Origin of the sequence: Bacillus sp. FSL R5-0443, from assembly GCF_038608285.1 — a bacterium.
GTDB classification, from domain to species: Bacteria; Bacillota; Bacilli; order Bacillales; family Bacillaceae; genus Bacillus; species Bacillus velezensis.
This window is the reverse complement of the sequence record NZ_CP152013.1, coordinates 2,764,050-2,778,395: the sequence shown is the minus strand read 5'-3', so window position 1 is coordinate 2,778,395 and position 14,346 is coordinate 2,764,050. Positions and strand designations below refer to the sequence as shown.

The following is a 14,346-nucleotide window of genomic DNA, read 5'->3' as shown; positions in this document are numbered from 1 at the left end:
AGGTGATGACATGATAGAACTTTTCGTCATTAAAGAAACGGAGTGGCTTGAGCTGGTAACTGAAAGTGTTTCTCTTGAGGGACAACGGTATCAGGCACCCCGATCGATCACAGCAAAGATCATAACGAAACAAGGAACCCATTCATATTACAGCGTATCAGAAGGGGATACGGTTCTGTTTAAGTGGAAAGGGAAAGAGCTGTTTCGAGGTATTGTGTTTTCTCGCAATCCGGAAGAACATGGGCTGACCTTTACGGCTTATGACATGCTGCAATATCTGGTTAAGAACAAAGATGTTTATGTGTTCTCCAATAAGCGTGCAGACGAGATTATTAAACGCCTGGCAAGAGATTTTCAAATCCCAACGACATCCATTGCAAATACGGGTTACACCATTAAATCATTAGTGTTTAAAGATGATACGAGCCTTTATGACATGATTCTGAAAGCCTTGAAACAAACGAAGAGCCAAACCGGAAGGAATTATCAATTATATTCGCCGAAGGGGAAGCTCGGCCTTCGCGCTTGGCCTGATCCCTCAGAAGTATGGGTGCTAGAATCGGGTGTGAACATTACTGGTTATCAATACAGCACTTCCATTAATGACACAGCCACAAGAGTAAAGCTGCGGCGTCAGAAAGACAATAAAACTTATACGGCTACCGCAAGTGACAACACGGGTATCAGCAAATACGGCGTGCTTCAGTATGTTGAAACAGTATCAGATAACATTAACCAAGCACAGCTTCAGCAGCGTGCGAAAGTTAAACAGGCACAGAAGAAAGGCGTCAAAAAAGAACTCAAAAGTATTCAAGCAATTGGGATTCCAGATCTTCAGAGCGGTTTGCCCGTCTATATTTCAATTCCGGAAGTCGGGGTTAAGAAAACATACTGGATTGATACAGATAAACACGAATTTAAAGGATCGACACACACGATGACCATTGATGTGGTTGAGAAAAATTCTATCCCTGATGGTGTTTCCTCATGAGATTAAGTGAAGCAATCAAACATTTGGCTATCGGTGCAGTTGATTCTGAGTCACCGGTGGATATTATGCCGGCTGAAGTGGTTTCCGTTTCTCCTGTTGAAATTAAACTCAATGAAAATGAAAAGCTAATTATTCCGTCTGATTTGATTATTATTCCTAAACGGCTGCGCGCTGGAGGAGATGAAGAACTAAAGATGGGTGAGAATGTGATGGTTGTCTCCTTAAAAGGCGGACAATCATTTTTTATTCTCGACAAAATATAGGGGGTGCCTGGGTTGGCCCTTTCGCCAGAAATTGAATTTGCTGATATTGAAGATAACAGCGAAGTCATAGAGACCTCGCAAACCTACAAAATAGATTTTGAAAATGGCCGTATCACAAATGAAATCATCACAGGCCTTGAAGCGATTAAGCAGTTTGTATATCTGTCTCTCCATACTGAGCGATACGCATATTCTGTTTACAGTCATGACATTGGAAATGAGCTTCAAGAAGTGTTGGCAGATAACGAAACAACAGACGCATATAAGAAAATGGAGATCCCGCGGCTGATAGAGGAAGCACTGATCTATGACGATCGGATTTCTGCTGTTACAGATTTTGAAATAGAAAAACAAGGCGAATCGTTCCGTGCCTCCTTTACAGTCGAGACTGACGAAGGAACATTGGAGATCGAGGAGGTGCTTGGCGAGGATGTTTGAAGATCAAACCTATGAAGCGATTATGGATCGAATGTTGAACAGCATTTCAGCGGACATTGATACAAGGGAAGGCAGCGTGATTTATAACGCGTTAGCTCCTGCAGCCGCAGAATTGGCCAAGTCTTATATTTGGCTCGATACTGTGCTGGAACTTGTCTTCTCAGACACAGCGCAAGGGGAATTTTTAGATCGACGGGCTACTGAAGCAGGCATTGAGCGGACTGCTGCCACAAAAGCAGTCAGGGCAGGGGAGTTTACTGAAGGCGTGACCATTCCTGTAGGGTCTCGCTTTTATGTTGATAATCTTTATTTTCAATACACAGCTGACGGGACGTTGGAGTGTGAAACAGCGGGGGAAGCAGGGAACGCAAACATATCCGGTCAGAATCTATTGTCATTAGACACTATACCTGGGCTTCAAAAAGCGATTGTGAAAGAGATTCTGATTCCTGGACGTGAAGAAGAGGATGATGACAGTTTAAGAGCTAGATATTTTACCCGCGTGCGTCGAGAAGCTGTCAGTGCCAATAAAGCACACTATAAACAATGGGCTGAAGAAGTAGACGGAGTGGGGAAGGCAAAGATCTTTCCGCTTTGGAACGGGGACGGCACAGTCAAAATTGTCGTGACTAATGCTAACTTGGAACCTGCTTCCGATATTTTGATTTCTAAGGTTAAAAACTATATTGATCCTGAACCCGGACAAGGTGAGGGACAAGCGCCAATAGGTGCCTTTGTCACAGTGGAGAGTGCGGTATGGAAAGAGGTTGAGATTTCAGCCGAGGTACTTCCCGAGGTCAATAGCTCTATCGAACAGGTAAAGCAAGAAATCGAATCAGGTGTTTTAAATCTCTTTAAAAAGATTGCTTTTGAAGATAACGTTATCCGTTTATCGCAGATTAATAATATCGTCTACAATTCACCTTCAGTAAGTGATTACGCAGATATTAAAATCAACGGCGTGGCCGAAAATTTGGTTCTGAGTGATGTCGAAATCCCTAAATTGGGGCAGGTGAACATCATTGAGCAAACTTGATGAAATGACTTCTTACCTGCCGCCGTTTCTTACCAAATTAAAGGAAATGGCTGAACTTCTTAAAGCGGAAGCTCCGGAATCTGAGAAGCAAAATAACAGTATCTTTGATCTGACAGATCAGCTGTTTGTTACTACGGCAACCTGGGGGCTTGAACGATGGGAAAAGATTTTGAACGTAATGCGGGAATCAGGTGACACCGATGAGATCCGCCGATTGCGTCTAATCTCTAAAATGTCCAACATACCCCCCGCAACATATAGGGCCATTGAACATGCGTTGAACCGGTTCCTGAAAAATCCGTCAGCTCAGGTTCGGCTGCTTCCCGGAGAGTACCGTTTTAATGTTGATATTGATATAGATGATATGCAGCATATGAGCGAGCTCATAGAAACCTTGGAGAATATGAAGCCAGCTCATTTGGCATATACCTTGCGAGCTGCTTTGAATGAGCCACTCCAAATAAAAGATACTGTCATTTTGAATAACAGAAGGTATCGAAAAGTAAGTGAGCTAAAGGTAGGTTATTCCGTCACGCTCAATAATAACGAGGTGGTCCTTGTATGATTACACAGCTTTATAGAGAGCGTACAGCTGCAGATTTGAAAAATAGAATATCGAAAGTGCTGCTGAATGGAAATGAAACAGAAATTGTGGAACTCACCATTCAGGGTGCCGTTGTCACGGTGCTTACTCAACGAGAGGAAGACATCAAACATATTAAGAGTGTTCAGATACTTGATGATCAAAACAACGTGATTACGGAAAGAACAACAGATTTAGACGTTAGTAATAATAGAACGCTAGATTTTAGGATTACTTTTGAGGTGGTGTAACAATGGCTTATGATGCAAAAACAGATTGGCTCCCGGACGATCCGATTAATGAAGATGATGTGAACCGTTGGGAGAAAGGCATTCAAGATGCGCATAAAGATTTAGCTGTACATAAAAATGACATGAACAACCCTCACAATACAACAAAGGCGCAAATCGGGCTAGGGAACGTTGATAATGTACAGCAAGCTTCGAAAAAAGAATTTGAAGAGCATCGTAATGATTTACAACGGCACATTACACCAGTGGAACGGGAGAATTGGAATGCAAAAGAAACAATTGTCGGAGCTCAGGAAAAAGCGGATAAGGCTTTATCGGATGCAAAATATTACGTGGATACCAACTATAAAAATAACAATCTGACGTTAATTACTGGAGACAATGCTATTCAAGATGCAAGAACAGGAGGGGAAGAATATCCTTTAGGACTGACCTTAATGGACATTGGGCAGGGAAATACTACAGGCTACCCCTTGGGTTATGGCATTGTCAAAAATGAAAAATATAATAATTACCGTTTCACTCAATACTTTTACGGAACAGGGAATGAGTCTGGGACTTACTATGACAGTACAGGAGTTTGGATTAGACACTGGTGGAGTGGTTCAGGCTGGACTCCGTGGCAAAAGATATCAGGTTTTGCTCATGCGAATATTGGAACTACAGGTGTTCAGTATTTGAAAAAGATTGATCACACTAAAATTGCATTTAACAGGGTCATCAAAGATAGCCATAATGCTTTTGATACTAAAAACAATCGATTTATTGCTCCGAACGATGGAATGTACTTAATCGGGGCAAGTATATATACCTTAAATTATACATCTTATATAAACTTTCATTTGAAGGTTTACCTAAATGGAAAAGCATATAAAACACTGCACCATGTAAGAGGAGACTTTCAGGAAAAGGATAATGGGATGAATCTTGGTTTAAACGGCAATGCGACTGTACCCATGAATAAAGGAGATTACGTTGAAATCTGGTGCTACTGTAATTATGGAGGAGACGAAACACTGAAAAGGGCAGTAGATGATAAAAATGGTGTATTTAACTTTTTTGATATACAAGAACTTGGAGGCCGAAACTATCCAAGATTTTAGGAGGTAACGATGAATATAGGTGAAGCTATTCTTTTTAAATACCCAACAGCTGATCCCACAAAGGATTTTATTGTCCAGAATAATGGTGATGGAACTCCCTCATATATAGAAGAGTGGAATATTAGGGCACCTATACCCACGGAAGCAGAGTTAAAAACTTGGTGGGAAGAGCTTCAGAGTACATCTGCATATGAACCACCAGTTCAAGTGGATCTACTTGCAAGAGAGTTGTCACAGGAAAAACTGGCTCGTAAACAGCTTGAAGAATTAAACCAAACTTTGGGAAGCGAGCTTTCAAAAATAAAGTTGCAACTGCTTACTCTACAAGGAGGGCAAGGTTCATGAATTATTGGGTGCTGGCTTTGCATTATAACTGGGCTTCTTCTGAAATGGTGAAAAAGGCAATCCATTATAAAGATTGCTCGACTGAGGATTTACAAAAAGGGGTAGAGAAAAAACTCATTACAGCTGAACAGTATAAAGAGATCACAGGAGAAGCCATTTAGGGCTTTTTTATTTTGCCTAAAAGGGGGTGGTGCCGTTGTAAAACCCATGCTCATCACTAAAGATCAACAATAGCAAGGAGGATTTTCTATGGCATCATATAGTTTTCAATTCCCAACAGATGCAACGGGTAAGCCAGGAGCGGCTAAACCGTACAGAGAAGGGAACCAGGATTTTATAGTACCTGTGGCTACTATTTCAGGTAATGCGGAGCTGCTGACAAACGCAGTCTTAAAAGCGACCGAAGTGTACACGCAATATGGCCAAGATCGATTAGGTCAGATTTTAATTTCAAAAGTAAAAGGTCATGCTTATTCTGATCGTGAAGGTACCTTATTCATTGAAGAAAGTAACGATATGAATTCATGGACCACAGTCTCTTCGTTGGTTGTTAAAGCAAATACACTTGGCGAGACTGAATGGATTCATTTAACTAAACGCTATTTCCGTTTCAGATATGTAAATGGTAACCTACAACAATCTGAATTCTTACTTTACCAGTCATTGGGCGCAGGTGAAGAGGATATAACCATTAACCACACTGTTCCAATTACAGCAGTTGCTCCGTTCTCAGTCCAGTTAGATAAAAGCAGCTTAACTGATGATGGTCGTTTAAAAGTTCAGACTGAAGGCCTGAACCTTAGATCTTTGGACACTCAATCAAAAACGATGGATATTGTCTTTCACGATAAAACAGAAAACATAGGTGAGGGTAACCCATTCACCGTTGGATCATTCAAATCGTTGCTCATTGAGGTTTATGGGACGGCTGAGACAAGTGAATTGAAGTTCTGGGGTAAATCCTTATCGGGGACAAAAAGAGCCCTTAGAGGGCAGAAAGTGGATGACGGAACATTTGCCACTAGCACAAAAGGGAAATCAGAAGCTTGGTCTTTTAACATTACTGGTTTTAAAGAAATTGTTATGGAGCTTACAGCTTTAACAAATGGAAACTTTTCAGTTAGAGGGACGGCCGTCTCATAAGATCCGGCTGTCCTTTTTTATTTGCCTCGGAGGAGGTGATTAGAAATGGAGGAGACAAGTTTGTTTATCAATTTTGAAACATTAGATTTAGCAAGAGTATATTTATTTGGAGGGGTGAAGTACCTTGATTTACTTCTAGTACTTAGCATAATTGACGTTTTAACAGGAGTAATCAAGGCATGGAAATTCAAAAAACTGCGAAGCCGAAGCGCATGGTTTGGCTATGTCCGCAAGCTACTCAATTTCTTTGCGGTCATTTTAGCAAACGTGATTGATACAGTACTCAATTTGAACGGTGTCTTAACCTTTGGTACCGTTCTTTTTTATATCGCTAATGAAGGTTTGTCAATAACTGAAAACTTAGCACAGATCGGTGTTAAAATACCATCATCAATAACAGATCGATTACAAACAATTGAGAACGAAAAAGAACAGAGTAAGAATAACGTAGACAAAGCTGCTGGCTAAGCCAGTGGCTTTTTTTATTACACAGACAGAAGGAGAGAGGATATATGGCCATTAAAGTTGTAAAGAATTTAGTCTCTAAATCAAAGTATGGATTGAAATGTCCTAATCCAATGAAAGCTGAATATATCACTATTCATAACACTGCAAATGATGCTTCAGCAGCCAATGAGATTTCTTACATGAAGAATAACTCTAGCTCAACGAGTTTTCACTTTGCAGTAGACGATAAACAAGTCATTCAAGGGATTCCAACGAATCGTAACGCTTGGCACACAGGAGATGGAACAAACGGTACAGGGAATCGTAAGTCGATTGGTGTCGAAATTTGTTATAGCAAGTCAGGAGGGGCACGATATAAGGCAGCGGAAAAGCTTGCTATTAAGTTTGTGGCGCAGCTACTTAAAGAACGTGGATGGGGTATTGATCGTGTCCGTAAGCACCAAGACTGGAACGGTAAGTATTGCCCGCACCGCATTTTGTCAGAGGGTAGATGGAATCAAGTTAAGGCTGCCATTGAAAAAGAATTAAAGGCCTTTGGAGGAAAAACTAATATTTCTTCAAGTAGCTCTTCAGGATCAACTTATACAGTCAAAAAAGGGGATACACTTTCCAAAATTGCAAAAGCTGAAGGGGTTAGCGTGGCAAATCTTCAGAGCTGGAATAACATTAAAGACCCGAATAAAATCAAAGTTGGCCAAAAGTTAAAGCTCACAGGCTCAGGCACTTCAAGCACTAAACCAAGCAGCAAAAAAACGTCATATGCGCTGCCTTCTGGCATCTATAAAGTCACAAGCCCTATGCGAAAAGGGGATGACGTAAGGCAGATTCAAAAAGTTCTTGCTGCTCTTTATTTCTACCCGGACAAAGGTGCGAAGAATAACGGTATTGATGGTGTGTATGGACCAAAAACAGCAAATGCAGTCAAACGGTTCCAATCTATGTATGGTCTTACCGAAGACGGTATTTATGGATCCGATACGAAAGCTAAACTTGAAGCATTATTGAAATAACAACCCTCTTTTTTAAAGAGAGGACATTTTATGTATTTTTGAAGGGTGTATTATTTACTGAATTTAAAGACCTAAGAAAAATAAAATAGTACTCTAGTATGGATATTCAGTTAGCTCTTAAAAAAGATATTGATATTTATTCCAACTCTGTGGTATTTAATTGTTGTCAATATTCTTAAAAGGAGTTGGAATAATGAATAAATTTCTCTTGGCTCTCTTTTTATTTGTAATCACTTCTGTTAGCACGGTTTCAACAGCAAATGCAGCTGTAATCGATCACGATAAAGTTGTGGGTTTTAGAGAGGTGGTGCCTACCACTGTTACTCAAAAAGCGGCGAAACGTTTTCAACCATATCTAAAGGTTTACAGCGGCTGTGTGCCTTTTCCTGCAGTAGATGCGCAGGGGAATACAAGTGGCGGTTTAGAGCCTACTGGAGCGCCTGAAGGACATTGCAGCAAAAATACTGGACAAGTATATTCACGTTCTGCATGGTACAATGGGGTTTGGGCAATCATGTATTCTTGGTATTTTCCTAAAGATGAAGCCTCTCCAAGCTTAGGTCACAGACATGACTGGGAAGGAATCGTTGTATGGATTGATAATCCAGCAAATCAAAATCCAAAGGTTTTATCAATTGCATATTCTGGACATGGAAAATTCACAAATGTAGCACCAAGCGGAACCAACATGAAAGATGGTACTCATCCTTTGATTGCCTATGATAGCACGTGGCCACTTAATCACGAATTGATGATGAGCGATCGTGTTGTAGGTGGAACTCAACCGTTAATCGGTTGGGATGATTTAACTCCTGCCGCAAGGAATGCATTAAATACAGCAGATTTCGGTAAAGCAAATGTTCCTTTTAATGATAGTAATTTCACCAACAATTTAAAGAAAGCTTGGTTTAAATAAAAATTCATAATTCTAAATTGAGAAGAGTCCTTAATTAAAGAAGGGCTCTTTTTTCTGCATACTTCAAGACGGCAGTTACGGACAGAAAACAAAAAAGACTGGATGGGCTATTATAAATATCTTGTTAGCTTTGCAAAGAAAAACACCAATCAATTTAAAAAAAGCCCCTCATTTGCAAGGGGCACTAAATTCAATTTTTTGCTTAATCGTCCCAGTCTTCATCCTCTTCCCAGTTTTCTTTCATCTCATGGAGCCTTTCATAAAAGAACTTTATAAAATGCGCCGAATCAAGCTCTTTATAGCCACCAAATTCACTCCAAATAACAACTGGACATTCTCCCTCACTGTTCATTTTATTGGTATCCAAGCAATAACCAAAAAAATCAACATGCTCTATAACTACCAATCCACTTTGCAATTCCCTATATTCACGATATTCCCTGGTTGTCTCAACAACTGAAGCACCACCAAAGTCATAGCCTAACAAATCGATTCCATAAACCCCGCCAGAACCATAGTTTCTAAGAAACCATTTGTAGCTATCTGGAAGTGTGACTTGAAGATCTTGTTCGATTTTTAAAATTTTATCTTCGCTAATTCCACCTGTAAAATCTTTTTCCTTTGCATTTTCAGCTAAGAATTCCTTTACTTTCAAATAAAAATCCATGATTTATAACCCCTTATTCTTTCTCATATTGTTTTGCTCTCCACTTCCAATACCTTGTCTTAAAGTTATTGTATTGTTTCTCCAGGTAAACATCATTTCTAAAGCTTTCGCCATTACCTTTTAGGCCATGTATCACATCACTATACTTTGTATGTAAACTGTTAGGTATCTCAAGCAATGTTCCACTTTCTTCTTGTATGAGGTGATGTAAGTTAATCTGTGTTCCGTCTTTAGCATAAGGGGATTTACCATCCTTCATTAATTCAAGATTGGTTTTTCCTCTTGGAGTTTTTTGATTAATATCAATGTCTTTTAAGGTATAGACTCTCCGGCTTACATCTCTAACTTCACCTTTAACCTTTACTTTGCCGTCTAATTCAACAGCACTGTACTTTTCTTTATTTAACCAAGGGAGATTTATTTCCTTACCTGTAAATGGTTTTCTTGTTTCATCTAATTTTTTAGCAAGCTGAAGTAGCCTGTCTTTTGCGCTCACATCATTGATGACATTATAAGGCATGCCACCTGCTACAACAATATCTTCTCGCATGACAAACGGTTTAATTGCTGTTAGTGGATCAGGAGTTTCATCCAGCTTTTTAGACACTTTTTTGACTGCAGCTTTTCCAGCTGTTTTCACTCCTATTTTAGCAACTGAACCAGCACCTTTTAAAGCAAAGATGTTTACTGCTGCACATGTAATCCAATGAGCTGTTGATTCTGCGTCTCCGTTCTTTACGTCTCTAACATAGGAGGTTATTATTGCATCTTTTATTGAGTTAAACGTAGAATCATAGTGATAAACTGCAACTGCAGAATTAATAAACATGTCGACAGGGTGATTGTGTGCCATATAGTCTAATGTTTCAGCTGTCATATCATAAAGGGCGGTAACAGTACCTTTGGCTCCAGCCATTAGTTCCCGTGTGTTTTCAATCTGTGTGAAATATCTTTGTTGATCTGCTGTTAGATTTTCATACCCAATTGTTTTAGCCATTGAATAGAATTCATCTGCATCAGCATAGTCGTAATTTTTCAGTCTTTCTTTCAACTTTTCGATTTCCCGTTCTTTTTCTTCTTTCTTTTTAATCTTCAAATAAGCTTCCGTTCGCTTTTCAATATCGCCTTTTTTCTTATGTATGTCACTCTCACGGTACGCCTTGGCGTTGTAGTGAATGGGCGTAGCGTTTTTGCCTTTGCCCGTTGCTTCTTGGAGCTTTTGGAAGTCTGACTTGATGAATTGTTCATTAGGTTCTGACAGGGCATATTCTGTCAGTAAATCTTCGTCAAGGTCACCTAGTTTTTCAATTGTTTTTTTGCGTTTATCATTGGCATCTGCAAGCTCATCCTTGAGGGTTTCTGTTGAAAACAAGTCGAGCGGGAGGACGTCGTCGATATCGTTTAGAATATCTTTCATGGCTTTTTTCTGTTCAGACATGATGGACTTTGATTTTTTATGGGCGTTAGCCAGTTCATGTTCTAGAAAAGACTCTTCAATATAAGCATCAGAGAGGCCTTTGTCCTCGACAGCTCCGGCAATGCTGTTAAAAAATGCGATTTTCATGTCAATGTAGTCGATCCATTGATCAGTGACACCAACATGATCGTGATAGAATGCTTTAATGTTATTAGCGCCTTTACCTGAGAACTCGCTGTCGTCCAGTTCAGCGACGCTTTGTAAAGCTTTTCGCAAGTTGACCATTTGCGTCCTTAGCTCTTTATATTCCTTGGCACGGTCTGTAGCTTCAGACATAAGTGTTTTAGCTTCAAAGACTTTCATATTCATACCCTCTCATTTAATCATATAACAAAATATTACCATGGAAGAAAGAAGAAACGAACTTAAAATTAACTTGATTGATCATATCAAAGATACCGAAGAAAAGTTTGCGGTTTTTTTGCGGTCCAAACACTTTTTGGAAATGTTAGAATATTACATAAAAAGACATAAAAGGAGGGATCCTGTGAATCCGGTTTTAAGTTCGTCAGAAGTTGGCGTAAAGATCAATGAATGGTATAAAATGATACGTCAATTTAGTGTCCCGGATGCAGAGATTTTAAAGGCTGAAGTGGAGCAAGAGATCAATCAGATGGAGGAAGATGAGTATTTACTTATTTACTTCTCTCTAATGAAATTCCGTCATCAGCTTATGTTAGATTATTTGGAACCAGTTACAACAAGAATCAGGCCAACTATTGATGAACTGCTTGAAAAAATAGAAGCATCCAATAAGGGGATAACTGGTCTGTTGTCTTACTACTCTCTGTTTTTTCGTGGAATGTATGAGTTTGATAAGAGAGAGTATGTCAAAGCAATTGGTTTTTATCGAGAAGCAGAAAAACACCTTACTCATGTAAATGATGATATTGAGAAGGCGGAATTTCATTTTAAGTTGGCTGAAGCTTACTATATTATGAAGCAAAATCATATCTCGATGCACCATGTTAAACAGGCAATGGACATTTATAATCAATATGAGCTTTATAAAGTGCGGAAAATACAGTGTCATTTTGTAATATCGGGAAATTATGTTGATTTTAAACATTTCGAGAAAAGCTTGCCGCACCTTGAAAAAGCATTAGAGTTGTCCAAACAATTAGATCGCAATGAAAGGCTACTTAGCTCGGCTTACTACAATCTCGGAAAGAATTACGCAGATTTAGGAATAAATGATAAAGCAGATTATTTTTTAAATGAGGCTGCCAAGATATCAGAAAGTGCTAGGTTAAGCAATTTACCTCATTCCCTATTTACATACGCTAAATTTCTTTTTAAGCAGGGGAAAACAAGTGAAGCAATAAAAATGAGTAAAAAGGGTTTATCCGCTGCGTTATCCCAAGGTGATAAACTTTTTGTGTCTCTGCAAAAGTACCTGGAAGCACTTTATATTAGTGCAGTAGATCAAGCGGGAATCAAAAAAACTATTGATTATTTAGAAAGAACTAAGAATTATGCGTATGTGGAAGATATCGCAATTGATACGGCTGAAGTTTTTGCAAAATCAAAGGAATTTGAAACATCATATGTTTATCATCAAAAAATGCTTGAAACGCAAAAACAAATTCAGAGGGGAGAATGCCTGTATGAATTTTAAAAAAGGCGTAATCATTATGCTTAGTGCAGTTACTTTAGGTTTAGGTTTGGTTACTACTTTTACTGTAGAGAAAAGTGAAGCATATCACCAACTTTCTGACCGCAATCAAACATGAAAACTGATTAAACCCTCTCAATTGAGGGTTTTTTCTTTATGTATTGGATTGGTTCAACATTGACAATTGAGTCAAAAGGAAAAGGGAGCCGTTAAAACTTCTCCTACTTGTTCTGCTTTTATAATTTAAGGTATTTCTTAACTGTTCATTACATGAAAGTAATGTTCTGATGACTATACTAGATGATGGAAATATGAACCATTCCTAAATTACTTGGCAAAACCTAATGGAATCATATAATATATAAACTAAACTTTGCGATTAAGGTGTGAGAAATTTGTCTAAAAAGCATGAAATAATATCAGCTGCAAGAGAGATTATTTATTCTAAGGGATATCAAGCAACCTCTATAAATGATATTCTTATGGCTGCAGAGATTGGAAAAGGCCAATTTTATCATTACTTCTCATCTAAATATGATTTAGGATTAGCAGTAGTGGAATCTATAGTCCATGAATGGCAAACAGAGTTAATATCAGATATTCTTCAGTCAGATAATACTCCAGTAAATAAGTTAAATATGATGCTGGACAGAACACTTACTTTTCATACTGAAGTGAAGAATAAATCAGGTTGTCCTATAGGAAACTTAGCCATTGAAATGAGTGAGCATGATGAAACGTTTCGTGTAAAAATTCAACATTTATTTGAATGTTGGATAGGGGCTATAGAGATTACATTAAATGAAATGGTTGAACAAGGTCTGTTAGATTCCTTTGATACTAAAAAAGATGCTCAAGCAATTGTAGCTATGATTGAAGGAGGAATTTTGCTAATGAAAAACCAACAAAACGTCAACTTTTTAAGTGACATTATAGAAGTAATCCGAAAACAATTTAATCTAGAATAGTAAATTTTTTTTTCTTGCAATATTGTTTTTCTTATGTTAAGCTCTTTTTGTACCGAACGGTAGGTACAATTCTGTGCTGAAGGAGAGATAAACAATGGAAAAATTAAATGGTGTTGATATGAGTATTATTGAAGGTTTAGTGGAGCAATACAAAAAAAATCCTGCTGAAGGTACTGGAAGTTGGTCATCTTCTGTAAAATGGGATAACGGATTCCATGTTGAGGCAAAAGTAGGTGATCATGCTCCTATTCATGTTGATGAGCCAAAATGGTTAGCAGGTTCCGATAAGGGAGCAAACCCAGTGGAATATTTATTAAGTGCACTAGGTTCTTGCTTGTCAGTGGGGTTTATTGCAACTGCTAGTGGAATGGGAATCAAGATAAACTCATTAGAAGTAGAGGTATCAGGACAACTAGATTTGAATGTCTTTTTAGGATTAAAGGAAGGAAATCCTGGTTTTGACGAAATCAATGCGCATTTTAATGTCGATAGTGATGCGGATGAACATCAGATTGAAGAACTTGTTGCACAGGCCATGAAACTTTCACCTGTAAAAAATACAATCCAAAGAAATGTTCATGTTCAGGCATCTTTAAGTCACAATAAGAAATAAGAATAATTATAAGAGTATTTTTCGAAAGTCACTGTACCAAATAGTAGGTACAGTGACTTACTTATAACTGACTGAAGGAGTACAACAGATATGTATTATTCTAAAGAACATTTATGGGTAAAGGCTGATAACAGCATTGCTACCTTAGGAATTACTGATTATGCTCAATCAACGCTTGGAGAAATTGTATTTCTAGAACTCCCAGAAATGGGAACTTCAACAGTGAAAGATGCTAGATTTGGGAGTATTGAATCAGTTAAAACTATATCTGAGCTTTTTTCTCCGATTAACGGACAGATTATAGAAGTGAATACAGAATTAGAAGATAGTCCAGAATTTGTGAATGAATCACCTTATGATAAAGGGTGGTTACTGAAAGTAAAAGCTTCTAACACAGAGGAGATAAAAGAACTCCTAAATGCGGAGGAATACGATAATTACGTAAGTCAAATTTAAATA

20 protein-coding genes are annotated in these 14,346 nt (G+C 38.4%); 18 read left to right on the top strand and 2 right to left on the bottom strand.

The genetic code is table 11. The features are described from left to right. The first annotated feature begins 10 nt into the window (after positions 1-10). The 13 genes from NYE28_RS13860 (at position 11) to NYE28_RS13800 (ending at position 8,547) form a co-directional block, all read left to right on the top strand. On the top strand, positions 11-991 hold the full coding sequence (locus tag NYE28_RS13860) for a phage portal protein (RefSeq protein WP_342490118.1): 981 nt from the start codon (positions 11-13) through the stop codon (positions 989-991). After that, positions 988-1,254 carry a DUF2577 family protein gene (locus NYE28_RS13855; protein ID WP_342490117.1) on the top strand — a complete coding sequence of 89 codons (267 nt, stop codon included), beginning with the start codon at positions 988-990 and terminating at the stop codon, positions 1,252-1,254. Before NYE28_RS13860 ends, NYE28_RS13855 begins: the two co-directional genes overlap by 4 nt. Before the next feature lie 12 nt (positions 1,255-1,266). Beyond that, positions 1,267-1,692: a DUF2634 domain-containing protein gene (locus NYE28_RS13850; RefSeq protein ID WP_342490116.1), complete on the top strand. Its 426-nt coding sequence runs from the start codon at positions 1,267-1,269 to the stop codon at positions 1,690-1,692. Further along, the gene (locus NYE28_RS13845; RefSeq protein WP_342490115.1) at positions 1,685-2,728 is read left to right on the top strand and encodes a baseplate J/gp47 family protein; all 1,044 of its coding nucleotides are present in this window, start codon (positions 1,685-1,687) and stop codon (positions 2,726-2,728) included. Before NYE28_RS13850 ends, NYE28_RS13845 begins: the two co-directional genes overlap by 8 nt. Continuing rightward, the gene (locus tag NYE28_RS13840; RefSeq protein ID WP_342490114.1) at positions 2,715-3,293 is read left to right on the top strand and encodes a putative phage tail protein; all 579 of its coding nucleotides are present in this window, start codon (positions 2,715-2,717) and stop codon (positions 3,291-3,293) included. Before NYE28_RS13845 ends, NYE28_RS13840 begins: the two co-directional genes overlap by 14 nt. Continuing rightward, entirely contained in the window at positions 3,290-3,562 is a 273-nt protein-coding gene (locus tag NYE28_RS13835; RefSeq protein ID WP_003229942.1) for a hypothetical protein, read from the top strand. Before NYE28_RS13840 ends, NYE28_RS13835 begins: the two co-directional genes overlap by 4 nt. A gap of 2 nt (positions 3,563-3,564) precedes the next feature. Next, the gene (locus NYE28_RS13830) at positions 3,565-4,665 is read left to right on the top strand and encodes a pyocin knob domain-containing protein (RefSeq protein WP_003229943.1); all 1,101 of its coding nucleotides are present in this window, start codon (positions 3,565-3,567) and stop codon (positions 4,663-4,665) included. A gap of 9 nt (positions 4,666-4,674) precedes the next feature. Further along, entirely contained in the window at positions 4,675-5,010 is a 336-nt protein-coding gene (locus tag NYE28_RS13825; RefSeq protein WP_342490113.1) for an XkdW family protein, read from the top strand. Then, the gene (locus NYE28_RS13820) at positions 5,007-5,171 is read left to right on the top strand and encodes an XkdX family protein (RefSeq protein WP_041850053.1); all 165 of its coding nucleotides are present in this window, start codon (positions 5,007-5,009) and stop codon (positions 5,169-5,171) included. The genes NYE28_RS13825 and NYE28_RS13820 overlap by 4 nt, the downstream gene beginning before the upstream one ends. Positions 5,172-5,259: 88 nt before the next feature. After that, entirely contained in the window at positions 5,260-6,153 is an 894-nt protein-coding gene (locus NYE28_RS13815) for a phage portal protein (protein WP_342490112.1), read from the top strand. 45 nt (positions 6,154-6,198) lie between these two features. After that, complete coding sequence (locus tag NYE28_RS13810) at positions 6,199-6,621, top strand: holin family protein (protein WP_342490111.1); 423 nt, start codon at positions 6,199-6,201, stop codon at positions 6,619-6,621. 44 nt (positions 6,622-6,665) lie between these two features. Beyond that, positions 6,666-7,631: an N-acetylmuramoyl-L-alanine amidase gene (locus tag NYE28_RS13805; RefSeq protein ID WP_342490110.1), complete on the top strand. Its 966-nt coding sequence runs from the start codon at positions 6,666-6,668 to the stop codon at positions 7,629-7,631. Between the two features lie 193 nt (positions 7,632-7,824). Then, complete coding sequence (locus NYE28_RS13800) at positions 7,825-8,547, top strand: NPP1 family protein (RefSeq protein ID WP_342490109.1); 723 nt, start codon at positions 7,825-7,827, stop codon at positions 8,545-8,547. A 202-nt stretch (positions 8,548-8,749) separates the two neighbouring features. On the opposite strand, the gene NYE28_RS13795 is transcribed toward NYE28_RS13800, so the two are convergent. Next, positions 8,750-9,214 (bottom strand): SMI1/KNR4 family protein, encoded by a 465-nt coding sequence (locus tag NYE28_RS13795; protein ID WP_327826612.1) that lies wholly within the window; start codon positions 9,212-9,214, stop codon positions 8,750-8,752. Between the two features lie 13 nt (positions 9,215-9,227). Further along, positions 9,228-10,994, bottom strand: a complete 1,767-nt coding sequence (locus NYE28_RS13790) for a T7SS effector LXG polymorphic toxin (RefSeq protein ID WP_342490108.1) — start codon at positions 10,992-10,994, stop codon at positions 9,228-9,230. A gap of 184 nt (positions 10,995-11,178) precedes the next feature. Between NYE28_RS13790 and NYE28_RS13785 the strand changes: the two genes are divergently transcribed. The 5 genes from NYE28_RS13785 to gcvH all read left to right on the top strand — a co-directional run bounded on the left by NYE28_RS13785 (position 11,179) and on the right by gcvH (position 14,343). After that, the gene (locus NYE28_RS13785; protein ID WP_342490107.1) at positions 11,179-12,309 is read left to right on the top strand and encodes an aspartate phosphatase; all 1,131 of its coding nucleotides are present in this window, start codon (positions 11,179-11,181) and stop codon (positions 12,307-12,309) included. Continuing rightward, positions 12,299-12,424, top strand: coding sequence for a hypothetical protein (locus NYE28_RS13780; protein WP_258182200.1), 126 nt, complete (start codon positions 12,299-12,301; stop codon positions 12,422-12,424). The genes NYE28_RS13785 and NYE28_RS13780 overlap by 11 nt, the downstream gene beginning before the upstream one ends. Before the next feature lie 277 nt (positions 12,425-12,701). Further along, on the top strand, positions 12,702-13,274 hold the full coding sequence (locus NYE28_RS13775) for a TetR/AcrR family transcriptional regulator (RefSeq protein ID WP_010788730.1): 573 nt from the start codon (positions 12,702-12,704) through the stop codon (positions 13,272-13,274). 94 nt (positions 13,275-13,368) lie between these two features. Next, positions 13,369-13,887 carry an OsmC family protein gene (locus NYE28_RS13770; RefSeq protein ID WP_342490106.1) on the top strand — a complete coding sequence of 173 codons (519 nt, stop codon included), beginning with the start codon at positions 13,369-13,371 and terminating at the stop codon, positions 13,885-13,887. 90 nt (positions 13,888-13,977) lie between these two features. Further along, positions 13,978-14,343 carry a glycine cleavage system protein GcvH gene (gene gcvH, locus NYE28_RS13765; protein ID WP_342490105.1) on the top strand — a complete coding sequence of 122 codons (366 nt, stop codon included), beginning with the start codon at positions 13,978-13,980 and terminating at the stop codon, positions 14,341-14,343. The last annotated feature ends 3 nt before the right edge of the window (positions 14,344-14,346 follow it).